Genomic DNA, 18,837 nt, shown 5'->3' with positions numbered 1-18,837 from the left:
GTCGGCGTAGCATTACGATAGCAAAACGGTTGACGTGAGGATGTAATGCGATGAGCCTGCAGGCAGCCCCGAGGCACCAGACGATGACCGCGAGGTCGGTCGTCCTGAGCCTGCTGCTCGGTGCCCCGGAGCGCGGGCTTGCTGCCCGCGATGTCGTCGCCATGGGCCGGGAGTTCGGGCTCGTCGACACCACGGTCCGGGCCGCCCTCTCGCGCATGGTCGCCACGGGGGACCTGGTCACGCGGGACTCCGTCTACCGCCTTGCCGCTCGTCACCTGCGCCGCCAGGAGGCGCAGGAGGCTGCACTCCACCCGGACCTGCGCCCCTGGGACGGGACGTGGACGGTGCTCGTGGTCACGGGCACCGGTCGCGACGCCGCCGCCCGAGCGGACCTGCGTCGCGCCATGGCCGAGCGCCGCATGGCCGAGCTGCGCGAGGGGGTCTGGACGCGACCGGACAACGTCGCGCACACCGGACCGATCGACGCACCGGACGCCGACGTCGTCCGGATGCGCTCCCGCCCCGACGACGACACGGCGCTGGTCGCCCGGCTGTGGGACACCGCGTCCTGGGTGACCCGCGCCCACGCCCTGCTGGCCGCCGCTGGTCCGGCCGGGTCCCTGCGCGATCGCTTCGTCACCAACGCGGCCATCGTGCGGCACCTGCGCGCCGACCCGTGGCTGCCGCCGGAGCTGCTTCCGGCCGACTGGCCTGCCGACGAGCTGCGATCGACGTACGAGGGGTTCCGCACCGAGCTCCGCGCCCTGCACACCGCAGACCCCCGGGTCGGTGCCCCAGCAACCGTCTGACGTCTCTTTCGGTTGCCCAGACACCGATGGGACCCCATCACCACCAGGAGGATGCATGACCCCCACGCACGAGGTCACCAACCAGGCACCGCCGCTCATCGAGCACGACGCCTCCGACTACCCGCCGTACATCGAGGCACTCCACCGCCACGGCGCCGCCGACGCGGTCGAGCGCGTGCGGGCCGTGGGCGTGGCGGCCGGCTCACGGGAGGTGCAGGAGCTGGGCGAGCTCGCCGAGCGGCACACCCCCCAGCTGCACACGCACGACCGCCACGGCCATCGCATCGACCGGGTGGAGTACGACCCGGCCTACCACGCACTCATGCGGCGGGCCGTGGGCTTCGGCCTGCACGGCGCACCGTGGGCATCGAGCTCGCCCCACGCCCACCTGGAGCGAGCGGCCGGCCTCAGCGCCTGGATGCAGGCCGACGCCGGGCACGTCTGCCCCATCTCGATGACCTACGCCGCGGTGCCCGCTCTGCGGGTCGACCCCGAGCTGGCCGCGCGCTTCGAGCCGGGGCTGAGCAACCGCGAGTACGACCCCACCGTCGCAGCGCCAGCCGAGAAGCGTGGGCTCATCGCCGGCATGTCGATGACGGAGAAGCAGGGCGGGTCCGACGTGCGGGCCAACACCACCCGGGCCGTCCCCGCCGCCGACGGGAGCTACCGGCTCACGGGTCACAAGTGGTTCACGTCAGCGCCGATGTCCGACGTCCTGCTGACCCTCGCACAGGCGCCTGAAGGCCTCACGTGCTTCGTGGTGCCGCGCGTCCTGCCCGACGGCACCGCCAACGCCATCGCCCTGCAGCGGCTCAAGGACAAGCTGGGCAACCGCTCCAACGCCAGCAGCGAGATCGAGTACGACGAGGCGCACGGATGGCGGCTCGGCGACGAGGGCCGCGGTGTCCGCACCATCATCGAGATGGTCAACATGACCCGGCTGGACTGCACCCTGGGCTCGGCATCCGGGATGCGGGTGGGAGTCCAGCAGGCCGCGCACCACGCCACGCACCGCTCCGCCTTCGGCGCCGCGCTGGTGGACCAGCCGCTCATGCGCAACGTGCTGGCCGACCTCGCCGTGGAGGCCGAGGCGTCCTCCACCGTCGCGCTCTGGCTGGGCGCCCTCACCGACGATGCCCATGCGGGAGACGAGCGGGCGGCCGACCTGCGCCGTATCGCGCTGGCCGTCAGCAAGTACTTCGTCTGCAAGCGCGCCCCGATGCACGCGGCGGAGGCGCTGGAGTGCCTGGGCGGCAACGGCTACATCGAGGACTCAGGGATGCCCCGCCTGTACCGCGAGGCCCCGCTGATGAGCATCTGGGAGGGCTCGGGCAACGTCGCCGCTCTGGACACGCTCCGGGCGATGGCGCGCCAGCCGCAGACCGTGCAGGCGTTCCTCGAGGAGCTCGACGCTGCCTCGGGAGCCGACCGGCACCTCGACGCGGCCGTCGCGCGGCTCAAGCGGTCGCTGGGGGACCCGGAGGGCATCGAGCACCGGGCTCGCCAGGTCGTCGGGGACATGGCGATGGCCCTGCAGGGGGCCCTGCTCGTCCGCCACGGCCACCCGGCCGTCGCCGACGCCTTCACCCGCAGCCGGCTGGCCGGCGACTGGGGCACCGTGTTCGGCACCCTGCCCATCGGCGTCGACACCGCGGCCATCATCGAACGTGCCACGCCGAAGGTCGCCGGCTGAACGAGACGGCCGGCGGAAGTTTCGACCGGCCACGTGGGTTGTCACTGGAGATGCCCAGCGCGCCGATCGAGCGCCTCGTGCGCTCGCGGACCCCAGCGGCATCGCCATCTCCCGGAAGGTAGAAATCCTGTGACTTCGACCCCGCACGCACTCATCGTGGGCGCCACCGGCATCGCCGGCAGCGCCCTTGCCCGGAGCCTGGTCGACGACGGCTGGCAGGTCACCGGCCTGTCGCGCAGCCAGTCCGTCGGCATCGCCGGCGTCTCGGAGGTGCACGCAGACCTGCAGTCGTCCGAGGCCACGGTCGCCGCGCTCTCCGGTTCGGCCTTCACGCACGTGTTCCTGACGGCCTGGGTGCGACGCGAGACGGAGGAGGAGAACATCGCCGTCAACAGCGCCCTGGTCAGGAACGTGCTCGACGCCGTCCGGGCGTCCGGCACCGTCCGGCACGTCGCCCTCATGACAGGGCTCAAGCACTACCTGGGACCGTTCGACGCCTACGGTGCCGGCGAGGTCAGGGACACGCCGTTCCACGAGGACGAGGAGCGCCTGCCGCACCCGAACTTCTACTACGCGCAGGAGGACGAGCTGTGGGCCGCGGCAGAGCGGGACGGTTTCACGTGGAGCGTGCACCGCGCGCACACGGTCATCGGGACGGCGGTCGGCAACGCCATGAACATGGCCCAGACCCTCGCAGTGCAGGCAGCCATCAGCCGCGAGTCGGGCCGCCCGTTCGTCTTCCCGGGCTCGCAGACGCAGTGGGACGGCCTCACCGACATGACCGACGCCGGTCTGCTGGCCGAGCACATGCAGTGGGCGGCCACCGACCCGGCTGCCGCGAACACCTCTTACAACATCGTCAACGGCGACGTGTTCCGCTGGCGCTGGATGTGGCCCCGCATCGCCGAGATGCTCGGCGTCGAGCCGGAGGGCTACGCGGACCGGCCGCGCCCGCTCCAGGAGCAGATGGTCGACGCACCTGCCCAGTGGAAGGCGCTGAGCCTGCGTCATGACCTGGCCGTCGATGACGTGTCGGCGTTGGCCTCGTGGTGGCACACCGACGGTGACCTCGGGCGCGACATCGAGTGCGTCACCGACATGCGGCGCAGTCGGCTCGCGGGATTCGACGGGAACCGGACGACGGTCGACTGCTTCGCGCGGGTCTTCGCCGAGCTGCGTCAGCGAGAGCTGATCCCGCCGGCCTGAGCGCTCCGCGCACGCCCGTGGGCTTGCGGAGGAGCGGGGCCGGCCGGACCGTGAAGGCATGAGTCTCCAGCTGCTGCTCGCGTTCTGCGGCGTCGCCGTCCTGGCCTACGTGACGCCGGGCCCGGACTGGTTCGTGGTGATGCGCCACGCGGCCACGAGCCGACGCGCGGGCGTCGTGGCGGCCGCCGGGGTCCAGACCGGGCTGGTCGTGCACATGGCCGCCGCGGCCCTCGGAGTCGCGGCCGTGCTCGTGGCCAGCGCCGAGGCCTTCACGGTGCTCAAGCTCCTCGGTGCCGCCTACCTGGTCTACCTCGGGGGACAGGCCCTGCTGCAGTCTCGGTACGTGCGGCAGGAGCACAGCGACGACGCCCCGGTCGCGCAGCTGCCCCTGGTCACCGTCTACCGGCAGGCCGCCGTGGCCAACGTGCTCAACCCCAAGGCGGCGCTGTTCTTCCTGGCGGTCATCCCGCAGTTCGTGGCCGCGAGCGGCAGCGTCGCCGCTCAGGTGCTCGTCCTCGGAGCGATCGACATCGCCATCGGACTGCTCTGGTGGGCGGTCTTCGTCGTCGGGGTCGGTGGCGTCCGCGCGCTGCTCGGTCACGTCCGGGCCCGCACGGTCATCGATCGGGTCGCCGGTGTCTCGCTCGTCGGTCTCGGGGGCGCGCTGGCCCTCGCGGAGCCGCCGCGCCGCTGATCCGCTCAGTGCCGTCCGTAGAGCTGGATCCAGTAGCGCTGGCGATTGTCACCGTTGCTGTAGGCCGCGCCGATACGGTTGAAGCTCGAGTTCAGGATGTTCGCGCGGTGCCCCGAGGACCCCATCCAGGACCGCACCACGGTGGGCGACGTCATCGCGGTCCCCCGGGCGATGTTCTCGCCGATCGAGGTCAGCTTGCAGCGCTTCATCACGGTGCGCAGCGCCGAGCCGGTGCGGTGGTAGAGCCGGTTCGAGTCGGCCATCCGCTTGGCGTGCACCTCGGCATGCTTCTGCAGGCAGGCCTGCCGGGTCATCGTCCTCAGACCGGCGTCACGACGCTCGTCGTTCACCAGGCTCGCCGAGTTCAGCTCGATCCGGTTCATGGTTCCCGAGGCCGTCACGCTCGCCGCGGACAGCAGCAGCACGACTCCGAGCAGCACGATGATGGTCTTGCGCATGGCGTCTCCCTCGCTCATGGAATGTCCCCGACCATAGGCGAGCCGAGGCCGCGGCGCACCTCCCCGGGGCCTTCGGTGGTGATGATCGGCGAGGCCGGGCAGCTCGTGGCCGGCAGGGTGGGGGAAGCCCTGTCGGATGCTGAGGTCACGCGTCGGCGTTCTTGGGAGGGGGAGGCCGCTGGGTGCGGTGGTCGGTGATCTGCCGGGGCGGCGGTGAACCTCCGCCGGCTACAGCGGTGCTCCACCTGCGTGGCTGTTCTGTGGGTGCTGCGATCACAGCACCCCACGTCTCGGCGAGGAGTTTGCGATTCTCATTTCTTGCCGCCGTAGCAATCAGTAATTTTTGCTGTTGATCAGGCTTCACACCTTGGAGCCCTGTTTGATCACACCCCCTGCTTGCGGCGCAGCAATGGTGTCGATGACAGGGGCCAGAGAACGCCCGGGTGGGCGGGTGCAGGTGTGCTTCGCTCAAGGGCCGGCCCCGGCGGGATCCGGCCCGCGACGTTCTCAGGCGTGAGGTCCTTCGCCTGACACGACGTGGTCGGCGTGGTTGAGGCCTTCGCGCACGAGGCGCTCCACGTGACCCCCAGGCAGGGAGTACGTGGCGGTGCGGCCCTGCCGGACAACCTCGACGACACCGGCATGTCGGAGCTTGGCCAGGTGCTGGCTCACGGACGGGCGGGACGCACCCACGGCCGCAACCAGCTCGCCAACCGTCCGGGGTTGCTCCGTCATCAACCACAGGAGCTCGAGCCGCGTCGGTTCCCCGAGCATGGCGAACACCTCGGCAGCGTGCCGCAGCCTCGCCACGTCCGGACGCTGAGGATGGTCGAGGCTGGGTGCATCGACGGAATGACTCCTGCTCACACGACCTCCTCCTCGACGACTGAGCGACCTTCGGCCACATGGCGCCGGATGGATGTGACGATAGCCGCCGAGCCACTCACGAGACTGGCGAGCGAGGCTCGGCGGCCAGAGGACGCGGCCAGGCCGTCGCTGCCGCGACGACGGCGAGCAGGGCGACGCCGGCGAGGACTGCGGCCGAGGTGGGCACCCCCGCGTGCTGACCGACCCAGCCGGCCACGGGGTAGGCGACCAGGTAGCAGGCGTGCGAGAGCGAGAAGTGCGCCGCGAAGGCGGCCGGCCGCTGCCCCGGTTCCACGGCGGTGTTGATGACCTGTCCTGCCGGGGTCAGGACCATCGACCCGGCTGCGCCGAGGAGGAACCACACGCCGAGGATGCCGGCCCACGACGTCGACCCGGTGGTGACGGCGACCGCGGCGGTCAAGGACGCGGTGACCGCGACTCCTCCGGTGAGCATCACCTGACGCTCACTGCGAAGGTCCAACACGCGTGGCAGGGCGAGGGCGACCAGCATCGAGCCGGCACCGAATGCACCCAGGGCCACGGCGACGGAGTCCTCGCCGCGGCCGAGGTCCTGGCGGGTCACCACCACCGTGTTCACCAGGACCGTCGCGGTCGCGCTCGCGGCGGCGAGGTCCAGGGCCAGGAGGGCTCTGAGCTGTGGGCGTGCGGCGAACAGCCTGACGCCCTCAGTCAGCCGCATGCCGAAGGATGACGCCGCGGCGTCCCCCCTCGACACCGTCCTTCCTTGGCCTGAACGCAGGACGAGGACCGCGGACAGCGCGAAGCCGACAGCCGTGCCGACGAAGAGACCGTGGTAGGAAACGACCAGCAGGGCCGCGGCTGCCAGCAGCGGGCTGGCGACGGCCTCGAGGTCGTAGGCCAGGCGCGAGTAGGAGAGGGCCCGGGTGTAGTCCTCGCGTCGAGGCAGCACCGCGGGCAGCAGCGCCTGGTAGGCAGGCGTGAAGGCCGCCGACGCTGCCTGCAGGACGAAGATCAGCACGTAGACCTGCCACACCTCATCGACCCATGGCAGCGTCGCCGCCACCGCCAGGCGGACCACGTCGGCACTCACTAGCACCACCCGTGGAGGCAGGCCGGAGGTCAGAGCGGCCACGGCGGGCGCGACGGCGACGTAGGCCACCATCTTGATGGTCAGGGCCGTCGCCACGACTGCTCCGGCCGAGCCGGGCGCGACGTCGTAGGCCAGCAGCGACAGCGCCACCGTGAGGAGGCCGGTCCCGAGCAGTGCCACCACCTGGGCGAGGAACAACCGCCGGTAGGCGTCCTCGTGGAGCAGTCGGCGGCGGTCGGTCACTCCGTCACTATAAGTGCACAGTTGCGCACATGATTGCGAGGTGCCGTGCGCTGAGCCGCTCTTGTCACATCGCCGCGCGACTGAGCCTCACCTGCTGCGCTAGCGAATGGGATCGCCGGCGCCAGGCGCACCGATTGGTTGACGTATACCCCATGGGGGTATATATTCGAACGTCCAGAGATACCCCCTGGGGGTATAAGAGCGAGACCGAAGGTGGGCAGCGACGTGAACAGCCACGAGCATTCCGTGCAGGAGAGCCAGACGGGGCGAGACGACCAGGGGTCTGGTCACGAGCACGGTGGTCACGAGCACGGTGGCCACGGTGACCACGTGGCGCAGTTCCGGCGACTGTTCTGGGGCTCGCTCGTCCTGGCAGTGCCGACGGTGCTGCTCTCCGGCATGTTCGCCGACCTCATCGGCTACGAGCTGCCCGACATCGCTGCCCTCGAATGGATGTCGCCGGTGCTGGGCACGGTCCTCTACGGCTGGTTCGGTCGGCCCTTCCTGACCGGCGCCGCTTCAGAGGTCCGCTCCCGGCAGCCGGGAATGATGCTGCTGATCGCGTTGGCGCTGACGGTGGCCTTCGTGGCGTCGTGGGGCTCCACCCTCGGCGTGCTCGCCCACGGCCTGGACTTCTGGTGGGAGCTGGCGCTCCTGGTCGTGATCATGCTGCTGGGTCACTGGATCGAGATGCGGTCCCTGGCCCGCACCACCTCGGCCCTGGACTCGCTGGCCGCGCTGCTGCCGGACGAGGCCGAGCGGGTCGAGGGCGACCAGGTAGTCGTCGTCGCCCCGTCCAGCCTGCAGGTGGGGGACGTCGTCGTGGTCCGGCCCGGTGGCAGCGTCCCGGCAGACGGTCGCGTGGTCGAGGGGTCGGCCTCGATGGACGAGGCGATGATCACCGGCGAGTCCGTCGCCGTCCGCCGCGGCCCGGGTGACGCCGTGGTCGCCGGCACCGTCGCCACCGACTCCGGGCTTCGGGTGGAGGTCACCGCCACGGGCGATGAGACGACGCTGGCCGGCATCGGGAAGCTGGTCGCCGCCGCGCAGGCCTCGGGCTCCCGTGCCCAGCGGCTCGCGGACACCGCCGCCGGGTGGCTGTTCTGGTACGCCCTCGGCTCCGCCGCCGTCACCTTCACCGTGTGGGCCCTGCTGGGTCAGCCCGACAACGGCGTCGTGCGCACCATCACGGTGCTGGTCATCGCCTGCCCCCACGCCCTCGGTCTGGCGATCCCGCTGGTCATCTCCATCTCCACCGAGCGCGCCGCCCGTGGCGGCGTGCTGGTCAAGGACCGGCTCGCGATGGAGTCGATGCGCACCGTGGACACAGTCCTCTTCGACAAGACCGGCACCCTGACCAAGGGAGAGCCGACCGTCACCGCCGTCGCACCCGCTGAGCACACCTCCCTGGACGAAGACGGGCTGCTGACGTTGGCCGCCGCCGCCGAGGCCGACTCCGAGCACCCGCTCGCCAGAGCGATCGTCCGTGCCGCATCCGACCGGGGCCTCCACGTGCCGGCAGTGCGCGACTTCGCATCCGCCCCTGCGATCGGCGTCTCGGCCACGGTCGATGGGCACACCGTCCGCGTCGGTGGGCCCGCCCTGCTCGAGGACGTCGCCGGCGCCGAGCTCGAGGTTGCAGACGCGTGGCGTGACCAGGGCGCGATCATCCTGCACGTCATCCGCGACGGGGCCGTCGTCGGTGCGCTGCGGCTGGCCGACGCGGTGCGCGAGGAGTCCCGCGCCGCGGTGCGCGCGCTGCACGAGCGCGGCGTCGAGGTCGTCATGATCACCGGCGACGCCGAGGCCGTGGCCAACACCGTAGGCGCCAAGCTCGGCATCGACCGCGTCTACGCCGGGGTCCGTCCCGAGGACAAGTCCGCCAAGGTCGCCGAGCTGCAGGCCGAAGGACGCAAGGTCGCCATGGTCGGCGACGGCGTCAACGACGCCCCCGCCCTCGCGCAGGCCGACGTCGGCATCGCCGTCGGCGCCGGCACCGACGTCGCCATCGCCTCGGCCGGCATCATCCTGGCCTCCGACGACCCCCGCTCGGTGCTCTCGGTGATCGACCTCTCGCGGGCGACCTACCGCAAGAGCGTGCAGAACCTCGCGTGGGGCGCCGGCTACAACCTCGCCGCCGTGCCGCTCGCCGCCGGCGTGCTCGCCCCGATCGGGTTCGTGCTGCCGATGTCCGTGGGCGCGGTGCTGATGTCGGTCTCCACGATCGTCGTCGCCCTCAACGCCCAGCTGCTGCGGCGCCTCGACCTCTCACCGGCTGCCGCCGCCCCGCTCGGCGGCACCCCGGACGCCGCTAGTTCACCAGCCCCCTCCAGGGAGAAGTCATGAACACCACCGATCCGACTGGCGCGACCAGCGACCCCGTCAGCGCGCCGCCCGAGACTCCGGACCCCTGACCACCACCTGACCAGGCTACTCGTCGCGGCACCCGTCGCGCACCATCGGAAGGAACACCCCATGTGCACTGCTTGCAGCTGCTCCACCACCGACACCACGGAGGCCAGCACCGGGACCACCGGCGAGGGCCACCGCCGTGAGCTCGTCGTGAAGCGGCATGACCTGTGGCCACTGCGTGAGCTCGGTGAGCGAGGAGCTCCAGGAGATCGACGGGGTGCGCGAGGTCGACGTCGATCTGGCGACCGGCGCGGTCACCGTCCACTCCGATGAGCCCGTCCCGGCGGATGCCCTGGAGGCGGCTGTGCGTGAGGCCGGCTACCAGCTCGCATGAGCGAAGTGCATCCCGAACACCTCCGAGAGCGTCACGACCGGGGGGCGGAGCAAGAGTCGTCGACGGCCGTTGCCGGATGACCCCGGTAGGCTCTTGAGCATGAGCGCGCGCCGTCCACACCGGCTGTCGTCAGTGGGGTCCCGCCTGCTTCTGGCGACGCTGGCGCCTGCACTCATCCTGGGCATCGTCGCCATGCACAGCCTGATGGTCACTTCCCACACTGCACCGACGTCGGCGGCTCACGCTGCCACCGCCAGCGCACCGACTGTCGGCGACTCCGACGTCGGTGCGGGTCACCACGACCCGGGCGCCGTCCACGACTCAGAGGGTGGTGGGCTCGCGTCGATGGCCCAGGACTGTGGCCCGCTGCTCGCAGCCTGCTTGGCGCTGCTGCTCTCCGTCGCCGGACTCATGCGCAGCCGGCGGGGACGTTCGTGGCGCGTCCTCTGGCAACGCGCCCGCGCCACACGCCTCCGGATCGGATCAGCGCGGCCACCACGTGACCTACTGACACCACTGCAACGCACTGCTGTTCTCCGCTGCTGAGGGCAGGCCCACCCCGCGACGCGGGCACGCCTCCATCCATCAGCACACATCCTCAGGAGAACACCTATGCGCACACGCATGCTTGCAGTGACCCTCATCGCTGCCGCTGCCGTCCTGGCCGCTTGCTCGAACGACGACGGCGATGGCTCGTCGGCGGACCACAACGACGCTGACATCACCTTCGCCCAGGAGATGATCCCCCACCACCAGCAGGCCACCGAGATGGCGGCCCTGGCGCCCGCTCGGGCGGAGAGCTCCGAGGTCCTCGACCTGGCTGAGCAGATCTCGGCAGCGCAGGAGCCCGAGATCGCGACCATGACGAGCTGGTTGGAGTCGTGGGGTGAGGAGGCACCCGAAGGCATGGGCTCCATGTCCGACATGGACTCGATGCCGGGCATGATGTCCGAGGACGAGATGGCAGACCTCGAGGATGCCCAGGGTCCCGACTTCGACCGGCTGTTCCTGACCATGATGATCGAGCACCACGAAGGTGCCATCGAGATGGCCGCAGCCGAGCAGGAGAACGGCGAGAACCCAGACGCCGTCGCCCTCGCCGAGACGATCGAGGCAGACCAGACGGCCGAGATCGCGACCATGCGCGAGCTGCTCGGATCCTGACCGACCACCGCTCCCGGCCGCATGAGCGGCCGGGGGTGGATCGGGCGACCATCATGCGCACCTCGACACCCTCCGTTCGCAGCATCCTGACCGCTGCGCTCCTCATCCTGCTGCTCGGCGCCTGCGCCGAGCCCCAAGCCGACGACGCCCCACCGGCGGTGCTCGGCCACGTCCATGGCCTCGGCCTCAATCCCGGCGACGAGCGCCTCCACGTCGCCACGCACAACGGACTGTTCGTCCTCGAAGGCCGTGAGCTCCGCCATGTCGGCGAGAACACCCATGACCTGATGGGCTTCGGCGTGGTCGGGGAGGACCGCTTCGTCGCCAGCGGCCACCCCGTAGGCGGATCGCTACCCGAACCGATGGGCCTGGTCCAGAGCACCGATGCCGGCGCGACGTGGCAACAGGTCAGCCTAGGCGGAGAGGCCGACCTGCACAGCCTCGACGTCGACGGTGACACCATCGCCGCCCACGACTCCGTCGGCGGCAGGATCCTCATCTCCGCCGACGGCGGGCAGACCTTCGACACGCTGGCGGAGATGGATGCCCTCGACGTGATCCTCCTCGACAGCAAGACGGTCCTGGTTGCCGGCGTCGACGGGGTCCTCACACGCCTGGACGCGAATGGCAGCAAAAGCCTCTCCGAGGCACCGGGACTGGTGAACGTCGACCGAGCCGCGCTCGGCTACGTCGGTGTCGGACCCGACGGACAGGTGTGGACCTCGACTGACGGTGTCGCTCGAACTTGGACGACGCGTGGCCGCCTCGACGGCACGCCAGCAGCGCTGGAGACGGGCGAGGGCCGCTGGTACGCGGCGACCTCCACCGGCATCCACGCCAGCGACGACCAGGGGGTGTCGTGGGAGAAGGTGTCGTGAGTGGCCGAGGGCGTCACCGTGACCCCGCCCGCGGCCGAGGTGCGCGGTGGGCTGCGACGGCCCTCTTGGCCTTCGTCTGTGCCCTCGCCGTGGCATCGGTGTAGCCGTCAGATGACGCACCCGGGTCCGACGCCACGGCCGTGAGCACGGGCCCGCCGAAGACCAGCGGTGCCGACGACCGACGGCCTCGTGTTGCGACCTCCGCCCGCCGCCGTCCGCGGAGCCCACCGCAGTTCCGACGGCTGGGTCGGGGACCTTCGCCTCGGCTTCCGGGGAGACGGAGCGCGTGGGGGAGGGCGGTCGTCTGGTGGACTATCGCGTCGAAGTCGAGGGGGGGCTCGGCATCGACGAGAACGACTTCGCCAGCGCCGTCGACGCGACGCTCTCGGAGCGGCGAGGGTGGACCGCGGGAGGGGCCTTCTCGTTCCGGCGCACCGGCGATGCCCCGTTGCGGGTGGTCTTGGCGAGTCCGGCGACCACGGATCTCCTCTGCGCGCCTCTGCAGACCCGGGGGGAGGTCTCGTGCCGCAACGGCAACGACGTCGTCATCAACGCCCTTCGATGGACCAGCGGTGTTCCGCACTACGACGACCTCGCCGAGTACCGCGACTACGTCATCAACCACAAGGTCGGACACGCCCTGGGATTCGGTCACGAGTCCTGCCCGGCACCCGGTCGCCCCGCGCCCGTCATGCTCCAGCAGACGCTCGGTCTCCAGGGGTGCGAACCGAACCCCTGGCCCTGACCTCCGTCTGCGCGCACAAGCCGCGCTCTCATGCGCCAGACAGTCGTCGTGTGGAACGAGGGGGCGGCGCCTAGCCTTTGTCGTGGCCCACTCTCATCCCCTGCGATGAACCCGAGATGGAGCTCGACGGACAGGACCCCTGCATCGTGACCATGGCCAACAACGTCCCGGGGTGGATGACGCCCGTCGCGTGGATCTTCATCGGCAGCGCTCTGATCTCCGCGGTTCTCATCGCCCTCGACATCTACGGGCGCGGCAGACGGCACGAGACGGTTGCCTCAGAGCTCGTCTGGATCTCCTCGGCCCTGTACCTGGGACCCTTCGCGCTCCCGCTCTACGCGCGTCACGGACGGCAGCGAGATGGCTGGCTCGGACATGGGGCACCGACCGGTGGCGCGCAGGCGTCGCCCACGTTGCAGGGCCTGCCGGGTGGCGCGGCCTCGGCCCTGGCTCACGTGGTTGGGGTTCCGCTCGTCCTGGCCTCCGGGCTCACCATCGCCGGGATCGATCTCTGGGTCATGATCCTGGTCATCGGGGCACTGGCGATCCTCATCCTCTTCGGGTTCGAGCGGTCGGCCGCGAGCTCTCGAGGACGTCGCATGGGCATCGGAGCCGCTGCAGGAGCCGCCGTGCTCACCGTCCTGGCCTTCGATGTCGGCATGGGCGGCTGGATGGTCTTGCTCCACTACAACGAGTACATGCCCCCCGCCTCCGAAGGCACCTTCTGGTTCCTGATGCAGGTCGGCGTCATCCTCGGCCTGGTGACCGGCTACCCGGTGGTCTCCTGGCTCGCGCGGCGCAATCGCGCAGCGACGATGGCGTGAAGCAGGGCCCACCGCCGTCACGAGGCGGAAGACCACGACCTCCTGTCTCAGGGAGCCTCGCAGAGACGTGTCGACAGAAGCACACGGGTCTGAATCGAGAAACCCCGCCCAGGACGAGTCCTGGGCGGGGTTTCGAGAACTGGAGGGGTTCAGTATCGAGAACTCCTCTCGGCGGAGGATAGGGGATTCGAACCCCTGAGAGCTTTCACTCAACCCGCTTTCCAAGCGAGCGCACTAGGCCACTATGCGAATCCTCCGCCGACGAGCGTACCTGCCGGTCCCCGCTTGGGTTCAGCCGGGATCCCTCCGTATGATGGGCGCAGCCCCTCGCGCGGCGACACATCACCCAACTCCCCCAGGGCCGGAAGGCAGCAAGGGTCAGTGACCTCTGTCGGGTGCGCGAGGGGTCTTTTCGTGCTCGGGTGAGCTGGCCCCGTCGTTGAGCGGTGAGTTCTCCACCGTCTCAGCGCTGGGACGGTGGAGAACTCACCGACCAGGGCCGCGACGGAGTGCCAAGGGTGGAGAAGTCACCGACTGACGCGGGACCGGGCGCTCTGGGCAGAGCCCCGATCACTCGCCGATGGGGTCGACGACCCCGTGGTCCCCGATCGAGGCAGCCAGCGTGCGCAGGTGGTCGCTGCCCGCGCCGAGCGTGTGCTCGATGGCGGTCAGGCGGCTCACGTAGTGGCCGACCGAGTACTCCGCCGTCATGCCGATGCCGCCGTGCAGCTGGATGGTCTCCTGGCCGATGTGGCGAGCCGCGCGGCTGACCTGCAGCTTGGCGCGCGACGCCGCCTCGCGGGCCCGTGACGGTTCGTCAGCGAGAACGATCGTCGCCCAGGTGACGGTGCTGCGGACCAGCTCCATCGACACGTACAGGTCGGCGGCGCGGAACGTCAGGGACTGGAAGGTGCTGAGTGGGACGCCGAACTGCTTGCGGGTCTTGAGGTACTCCACCGTCGCGCGCAGGGCGAAGTCCATCGCGCCGAGGGCCTCGTGGCCGTACGCCACCTGTGCCCGAGCCACGGCATCGGCGATCGCGTCGGTCGCGTCGACGGCCTCGCCCAACGGGACGCCGGCCGTGCCGTCGAGGGCGACGCGGGCCGCACGGCTGCCGTCGTGGGTGCGGTAGCCGGTGCGCTGCGCGTCGTCCCCGTCGACGAGGAAGACCCCACGGCCACCGTCGGGCAGGTCGGCGGTCACAAGCAGGACGTCGGCGCGGGCGCCGTGCAGGACGGGCTCCTTGACGCCGCTGAGCGTCCAGCCGTCGCCTGACTCAGCCGCGGTGACCGGATCGCCGAGCTCGGTGTCGGCGAAGGCCAGCACGAGCGCGCCCTCCGCGAGCCGGCCGATCAGGTCCTGGCGCTGCTCGGACGTGCCCAGGGCGGCGACGAGGCCACCGGCCAGCACGACGGACTCGACGTACGGCTCGGGGGCCAGCGTCCGGCCGACCTCCTCGGCCACGATCGAGACCTCCACGGGACCGGCGCCGAAGCCACCGTCCTCCTCGGCGAAGGGCAGGCCCAGGGCGCCGAGCTCGGCGAGCCGGCCCCACACCTTCTCGGAGAAGCCGGGGTCGTCCTTGATGACGTCGCGGCGGGTCTCTGTCGATTCATAGCTCGAGGTCAGCAGGCCGCGGACGGCGTCGCGCAGTGCCTTCTGCTCGGAGTCGAGGGTGAAGTCCATGGCAGCCTCACAGTCCCAGGATGGTCTTGGCGATGATCTGACGCTGCACCTCGTTGGAGCCGCCGTAGATCGACGCCTTCCGGAGGTTCAGGTACTGCGGGGTGCTGACGCGGGCCCAGTCGGGCACGTCGGAGCCCTCGGCGGCCCCCGAGGCGAGCGAGGCCGGACCCGCGAGGTCGACGTACAGCTCGCTGACCTCCTGCTGCAGCTCGGTGCCGCGCAGCTTCAGGACCGACGACGCCGGGTGCGGCTTGCCGTCGGCGGAGTCCGCCACGACGCGCAGCGCCGTGAGCTCCAGGGCCAGCAGCTCGTTCTCCAGCTCGGCGACTCGGGCGGCGAGCAGGGGGTCCTCGGCGAGCCGGTCGCCGGCGTGCTCCTTGGCCTGGGCCAGGACGCGCTTGGTGGAGCCGACCGGGGCGACGCCGACGCGCTCGTTGCCCAGCAGGAACTTGGCGTAGTCCCAGCCCTTGTTCTCCTCGCCGACGAGGTTCTCGGCCGGGACGCGGACGTCCTCGAAGAAGACCTCGTTGACCTCGACCCCGCCGTCGATGAGCTCGATCGGTCGGACCGTGAGCCCCGGGGAGGTCATGTCGATGAGCAGCATCGAGATCCCGGCCTGCTTCTTGACGCCCGGATCGGTGCGCACGAGCGTGAAGATCCAGTCGCCGTACTGGCCGAGCGTCGTCCAGGTCTTCTGCCCGTTGACGACGTAGGTCTCGCCGTCGCGGACTGCGGTGGTGCGCAGCGAGGCGAGGTCCGAGCCGGCGTCCGGCTCCGAGAAGCCCTGCGACCACCAGATGTCGAGGTTCGCCGTCGCGGGCAGGAACTTCTCCTTCATCTCCTGCGAGCCGAACTGGGCGATCACCGGGCCGATCATGCTGGCGTTGAACGCGAGCGGCAGCGGCACCGAGGCCAGCTGCATCTCCTCGTGCCAGATGTGGCGCTGCAGCGGCGTCCAGTCCTTGCCGCCCCACTCCACGGGCCAGCCGGGAACCGCGAGGCCCGCGGCGTTGAGCGCCTGCTGCGCCTGCACGATCTGCTCCTTGGAGAGCTCTCGACGGGCAGCGACGGTGTCACGGATCTCTTGCGGGACCTCGGTGGTGAAGAACGTGCGCATCTCCTCGCGAAATGCGGCGTCCTCCTCCGAGAGACGGAGCTTCATGGTCTACCTCCGGTGGGACTAAGCGCCTGCTTAGTCCGCAGCGTATCCCGTGCGGGCACTGCTGGCCACAGCGGCGAGGTCGGATCAGCGTCGTGAACGGGCTCGCAGGGGCCCCACGAGGCGCGGTCCCGCGAGTCGCTGCTCCAGACGCCGGGCCTCGCGGCCGAGCGGCTGGGCGACGTACTCGCCGAGCAGCACGCCGGCCGACAGCGCGATCGCCACACCGCCGGCGGTGATCATCGGCAGGATGCCGGCGGTGTCCTCGCTCGCGAGCAGCGACAGCGACCGGTAGATCGACAGGCCCGGCAGCAACGGCACGATGCACGAGACCACGAGCACCAGTGGGGGCACCCGGATCGCGCGGGCGACCGCGTAGCTGACGAGTCCGATCGCGATGGCGGCGACGCCGGCCGCCGCGGCGCGACCCACCCCGTTCTGGGTCATGACGAACGACAGTCCCGAGGCGACGCCCGCGATGAGCCCGATCGGGACCACCACACGCAGCGGGGAGTAGGTGGACACGGCGAAGCCGGCGGCCGTGATGACGGATCCCGCGACCACCTCGGGCAGCCTCGACAGGCCTGACGTGCCCGGGTCGAGCAGGAAGTCCACGCCCAGCATGCCGCCGATGCTCAGCCCCAGGCTGACGCCGACGATGACCCCGATGGTGGCGATCATCACCTCCATCACTCGGGCGTTCGCGGTGATGTAGAAGCCCGTGAGGGCGTCCTGGATGGACCCCACGAAGCCGAGGCCGGCCAGCAGCATCACGATCGTCGCGGAGACCACCAGTGAAGGGTCCAGGGGCACGGGCGTGGCGGCGATGCCGACCGCCATCATCGTGGCGAGCAGGGCGCCGCCGATCTGGGAGTAGAACAGGGGGATGCGACGCTTGACCAGCTGTCGCTGCAGCATCTCGATCCCGCTGGCCGCGACGGCCGCGGCGAGCAGGACGATCCAGTCGCCGCCCAGCAGCAACCCGACCCCCGCACCCGTGACTCCCCAGGCCAGGGTCGTGACCCAGCGTGGGTGCGGGCGTCCGGTGGAGGAGATCCGGGCGATCTCGCTCGCCGCGTCGTCGCGGCTGATGCCGTCCACGAGCAGCTCGGAGACCAGCAGGTCCACCTCGGTGATGTCGGCGTGATCGATCTCGCGGTGGTTGACGTGGCGTCGCATCGTGACCGCCGGGTCGTCGACGGAGGTCTGGTGGCTCAGGGAGAGCGTCGTGAAGGTGACGTCGACCAGCGTCTGGCGCAGGCCGAGGTGGTGGCAGACCGACGACATCGTGGCCGAGACGTCCGCCGCCCCGGCGCCGTTGGACATCAGGAGCTCCCCGATCCGCAGGGCGAGATCGAGGGTGCGCTGGGTGTCACGAAGGTCGCTCACCCCCACATTGTGGGGCCTGGACGCAAGCATCCGAAGGGGTGGTCGGGCGCTCGTCGCGAAGCGCGACTCAGTCGTCGATCAGGCCCTGCTTCTCGGCCTCGGTGACGATGCGGCGGACGTTCTCGATCCGGCCGCAGTCGGCGTCGATCTGCCGGTTGCGCTCGGTGGCGAACGCCTCGCCGAGCGAGCCGAGCACCTGCGGCCCGAGCTCCTCGCGCGCGGGGTTCAGGATGGTCAGCTCCTCCTCCACGAGGTGGTGGTTGACCAGCGAGGAGAGCTCCTCCACGGCGTCGGCCCACTTCTGAGTGTCGGTGCTCGCGCACTCCATGACCGCCAGGAGTGCCTCGTTGCCCTCGGCGTGCTCGTGCTCGCCGTGGTCGGCCTCGTCGGCGTCCACGGCGCGGCGCTTCTTCAGCTGTGGGTAGACGTGGGACTCCTCGGCCTCGGCGTGGGCGACGTGGAGGGCGGCGAAGGCCCTGAGCACGGCGTCGCGATCGGCCTCGCTGCTGCGCAGCTGGCGCAGGAGGTCCTCGAAGCGACGGTGGTCGTCGAGGATGAGGTCGATGATGTCGCCGGCGACGGGCCGGCCCAGGTCGATCGTGGTGTCCTGCGGCATGTCGACCACGCTAGGACCGTGTGCCGCAGGCCGCACGTCGGTCCGCTCAGCGCGCAGGGACGGACGATGCGCGGCACAGTGGAGACATGTCACTGGAGAACTACCTGCAGACCCACCTCGCCGGCGCCGAGGGCGGCTCACGCCTGTTCGCCCGCTGCGCGCAGGGCCAGAGCGACCCGACCACGCGCGCCGCGCTGCAGGAGATGTTGGTGGAGGTCGTCGAGGAGCGCGAACGGCTGCGCGTCATGCTGCACGACCTCGGCGCGTCGGAGAACCGCCTGCTCGGCGTCGCGAGCATCGTCGGGGAACGGGTCGGTCGGCTGGTGCCGCACGGCAGCCTCCTGCACCGCACGGCGATGACCGACCTGACCGAGCTCGAGGGCCTGCGGACGGCCGTGAGCGGCAAGCTGTCGGGCTTCGACGGGATGCTCGCCGTCGCGGCCGAGCACGACGGGCTCGACGCCGAGGTGCTCACCCGCCTGCGCGACCAGGCCGTCGGCCAGCTCGACCGGCTCACCGAGCTGCATGCGGAAGCAGCCACGCGGGCCCTGTCCTGATCCCACTGCTCGGCCGGGCCGCAGCGCCCCT

17 protein-coding genes, 1 tRNA gene, 1 other RNA gene and 1 pseudogene are annotated in these 18,837 nt (G+C 70.7%); 12 read left to right on the top strand and 8 right to left on the bottom strand.

Features of this window, described 5'->3' with window-relative positions:
- The first annotated feature begins 50 nt into the window (after positions 1 to 50).
- From ACHAAC_RS09065 to ACHAAC_RS09050, 4 genes are all read left to right on the top strand, one after another.
- Positions 51 to 809, top strand: coding sequence for a PaaX domain-containing protein, C- domain protein (locus ACHAAC_RS09065; RefSeq protein ID WP_435715801.1), 759 nt, complete (start codon positions 51 to 53; stop codon positions 807 to 809).
- 55 nt (positions 810 to 864) lie between these two features.
- On the top strand, positions 865 to 2,502 hold the full coding sequence (locus tag ACHAAC_RS09060; RefSeq protein ID WP_435715800.1) for an acyl-CoA dehydrogenase family protein: 1,638 nt from the start codon (positions 865 to 867) through the stop codon (positions 2,500 to 2,502).
- Positions 2,503 to 2,631: 129 nt separating this feature from the next.
- Positions 2,632 to 3,708: an SDR family oxidoreductase gene (locus ACHAAC_RS09055; RefSeq protein ID WP_435715799.1), complete on the top strand. Its 1,077-nt coding sequence runs from the start codon at positions 2,632 to 2,634 to the stop codon at positions 3,706 to 3,708.
- Between the two features lie 58 nt (positions 3,709 to 3,766).
- The gene (locus ACHAAC_RS09050; RefSeq protein WP_435715798.1) at positions 3,767 to 4,402 is read left to right on the top strand and encodes a LysE family translocator; all 636 of its coding nucleotides are present in this window, start codon (positions 3,767 to 3,769) and stop codon (positions 4,400 to 4,402) included.
- Between the two features lie 5 nt (positions 4,403 to 4,407).
- On the opposite strand, the gene ACHAAC_RS09045 is transcribed toward ACHAAC_RS09050, so the two are convergent.
- The 3 genes from ACHAAC_RS09045 to ACHAAC_RS09035 form a co-directional block, all read right to left on the bottom strand.
- The gene (locus ACHAAC_RS09045; protein WP_435715797.1) at positions 4,408 to 4,878 is read right to left on the bottom strand and encodes a CAP domain-containing protein; all 471 of its coding nucleotides are present in this window, start codon (positions 4,876 to 4,878) and stop codon (positions 4,408 to 4,410) included.
- A gap of 489 nt (positions 4,879 to 5,367) precedes the next feature.
- On the bottom strand, positions 5,368 to 5,670 hold the full coding sequence (locus tag ACHAAC_RS09040) for an ArsR/SmtB family transcription factor (RefSeq protein ID WP_435715796.1): 303 nt from the start codon (positions 5,668 to 5,670) through the stop codon (positions 5,368 to 5,370).
- A 133-nt stretch (positions 5,671 to 5,803) separates the two neighbouring features.
- Complete coding sequence (locus ACHAAC_RS09035; protein ID WP_435715795.1) at positions 5,804 to 7,042, bottom strand: MFS transporter; 1,239 nt, start codon at positions 7,040 to 7,042, stop codon at positions 5,804 to 5,806.
- Positions 7,043 to 7,288: 246 nt separating this feature from the next.
- On the opposite strand from ACHAAC_RS09035, the gene ACHAAC_RS09030 reads away from it, so the two are divergent.
- The 6 genes and pseudogenes from ACHAAC_RS09030 to ACHAAC_RS09005 all read left to right on the top strand — a co-directional run bounded on the left by ACHAAC_RS09030 (position 7,289) and on the right by ACHAAC_RS09005 (position 13,399).
- The gene (locus ACHAAC_RS09030) at positions 7,289 to 9,388 is read left to right on the top strand and encodes a heavy metal translocating P-type ATPase (protein ID WP_435715794.1); all 2,100 of its coding nucleotides are present in this window, start codon (positions 7,289 to 7,291) and stop codon (positions 9,386 to 9,388) included.
- A gap of 253 nt (positions 9,389 to 9,641) precedes the next feature.
- Positions 9,642 to 9,788 carry a heavy-metal-associated domain-containing protein gene (locus tag ACHAAC_RS09025; protein WP_435715793.1) on the top strand — a complete coding sequence of 49 codons (147 nt, stop codon included), beginning with the start codon at positions 9,642 to 9,644 and terminating at the stop codon, positions 9,786 to 9,788.
- 624 nt (positions 9,789 to 10,412) lie between these two features.
- Positions 10,413 to 10,952: a DUF305 domain-containing protein gene (locus tag ACHAAC_RS09020; protein ID WP_435715792.1), complete on the top strand. Its 540-nt coding sequence runs from the start codon at positions 10,413 to 10,415 to the stop codon at positions 10,950 to 10,952.
- A 53-nt stretch (positions 10,953 to 11,005) separates the two neighbouring features.
- On the top strand, positions 11,006 to 11,830 hold the full coding sequence (locus tag ACHAAC_RS09015) for a hypothetical protein (protein ID WP_435715791.1): 825 nt from the start codon (positions 11,006 to 11,008) through the stop codon (positions 11,828 to 11,830).
- A 241-nt stretch (positions 11,831 to 12,071) separates the two neighbouring features.
- Positions 12,072 to 12,575: pseudogene (locus ACHAAC_RS09010) on the top strand (DUF3152 domain-containing protein); the annotation flags it as partial.
- Positions 12,576 to 12,691: 116 nt separating this feature from the next.
- A complete protein-coding gene (locus tag ACHAAC_RS09005; protein ID WP_435715790.1) occupies positions 12,692 to 13,399 on the top strand; it encodes a DUF4396 domain-containing protein in 708 nt (235 codons plus the stop codon).
- A 172-nt stretch (positions 13,400 to 13,571) separates the two neighbouring features.
- On the opposite strand, the gene ACHAAC_RS09000 is transcribed toward ACHAAC_RS09005, so the two are convergent.
- Positions 13,572 to 13,656 (bottom strand) — tRNA-Ser (locus ACHAAC_RS09000).
- A 61-nt stretch (positions 13,657 to 13,717) separates the two neighbouring features.
- Here ACHAAC_RS09000 and ffs point away from each other — a divergent pair.
- An RNA gene (gene ffs / locus ACHAAC_RS08995) (signal recognition particle sRNA small type) lies at positions 13,718 to 13,814 on the top strand.
- Between the two features lie 155 nt (positions 13,815 to 13,969).
- Here the strand turns inward: ffs and ACHAAC_RS08990 are convergent.
- The 4 genes from ACHAAC_RS08990 to ACHAAC_RS08975 form a co-directional block, all read right to left on the bottom strand.
- Positions 13,970 to 15,085: an acyl-CoA dehydrogenase family protein gene (locus ACHAAC_RS08990; protein WP_435715789.1), complete on the bottom strand. Its 1,116-nt coding sequence runs from the start codon at positions 15,083 to 15,085 to the stop codon at positions 13,970 to 13,972.
- Between the two features lie 7 nt (positions 15,086 to 15,092).
- The gene (locus tag ACHAAC_RS08985) at positions 15,093 to 16,247 is read right to left on the bottom strand and encodes an acyl-CoA dehydrogenase family protein (RefSeq protein WP_435715788.1); all 1,155 of its coding nucleotides are present in this window, start codon (positions 16,245 to 16,247) and stop codon (positions 15,093 to 15,095) included.
- An 84-nt stretch (positions 16,248 to 16,331) separates the two neighbouring features.
- Positions 16,332 to 17,633, bottom strand: a complete 1,302-nt coding sequence (locus tag ACHAAC_RS08980; protein ID WP_435715787.1) for a threonine/serine ThrE exporter family protein — start codon at positions 17,631 to 17,633, stop codon at positions 16,332 to 16,334.
- A gap of 67 nt (positions 17,634 to 17,700) precedes the next feature.
- Positions 17,701 to 18,249 carry a hemerythrin domain-containing protein gene (locus ACHAAC_RS08975; protein WP_435715786.1) on the bottom strand — a complete coding sequence of 183 codons (549 nt, stop codon included), beginning with the start codon at positions 18,247 to 18,249 and terminating at the stop codon, positions 17,701 to 17,703.
- Positions 18,250 to 18,335: 86 nt separating this feature from the next.
- Here ACHAAC_RS08975 and ACHAAC_RS08970 point away from each other — a divergent pair, with 86 nt between their 5' ends.
- Positions 18,336 to 18,806 (top strand): hypothetical protein, encoded by a 471-nt coding sequence (locus ACHAAC_RS08970; RefSeq protein WP_435715785.1) that lies wholly within the window; start codon positions 18,336 to 18,338, stop codon positions 18,804 to 18,806.
- Positions 18,807 to 18,837 lie beyond the last annotated feature (31 nt).

The sequence above is a fragment of the Aeromicrobium sp. CF4.19 genome, from assembly GCF_051262555.1.
Classification (GTDB): Bacteria; Actinomycetota; Actinomycetes; order Propionibacteriales; family Nocardioidaceae; genus Aeromicrobium.
This window is presented reverse-complemented; position numbering and strand designations above follow the sequence as displayed.

What these genes read in the sequence shown, in the direction of transcription:
- ACHAAC_RS09065 (WP_435715801.1), top strand. Translation starts at nt 51, where the DNA reads ATGAGCCTGCAGGCAGCCCCGAGGCACCAGACGATGACCGCGAGGTCG.
- ACHAAC_RS08975 (WP_435715786.1), bottom strand. Translation starts at nt 18,249, where the DNA reads ATGCCGCAGGACACCACGATCGACCTGGGCCGGCCCGTCGCCGGCGAC.
- ACHAAC_RS08990 (WP_435715789.1), bottom strand. Translation starts at nt 15,085, where the DNA reads ATGGACTTCACCCTCGACTCCGAGCAGAAGGCACTGCGCGACGCCGTC.
- ACHAAC_RS09045 (WP_435715797.1), bottom strand. Translation starts at nt 4,878, where the DNA reads ATGAGCGAGGGAGACGCCATGCGCAAGACCATCATCGTGCTGCTCGGA.
- ACHAAC_RS09060 (WP_435715800.1), top strand. Translation starts at nt 865, where the DNA reads ATGACCCCCACGCACGAGGTCACCAACCAGGCACCGCCGCTCATCGAG.
- ACHAAC_RS09005 (WP_435715790.1), top strand. Translation starts at nt 12,692, where the DNA reads ATGGAGCTCGACGGACAGGACCCCTGCATCGTGACCATGGCCAACAAC.
- ACHAAC_RS09050 (WP_435715798.1), top strand. Translation starts at nt 3,767, where the DNA reads ATGAGTCTCCAGCTGCTGCTCGCGTTCTGCGGCGTCGCCGTCCTGGCC.
- ACHAAC_RS08970 (WP_435715785.1), top strand. Translation starts at nt 18,336, where the DNA reads ATGTCACTGGAGAACTACCTGCAGACCCACCTCGCCGGCGCCGAGGGC.
- ACHAAC_RS09020 (WP_435715792.1), top strand. Translation starts at nt 10,413, where the DNA reads ATGCTTGCAGTGACCCTCATCGCTGCCGCTGCCGTCCTGGCCGCTTGC.
- ACHAAC_RS09015 (WP_435715791.1), top strand. Translation starts at nt 11,006, where the DNA reads ATGCGCACCTCGACACCCTCCGTTCGCAGCATCCTGACCGCTGCGCTC.
- ACHAAC_RS08985 (WP_435715788.1), bottom strand. Translation starts at nt 16,247, where the DNA reads ATGAAGCTCCGTCTCTCGGAGGAGGACGCCGCATTTCGCGAGGAGATG.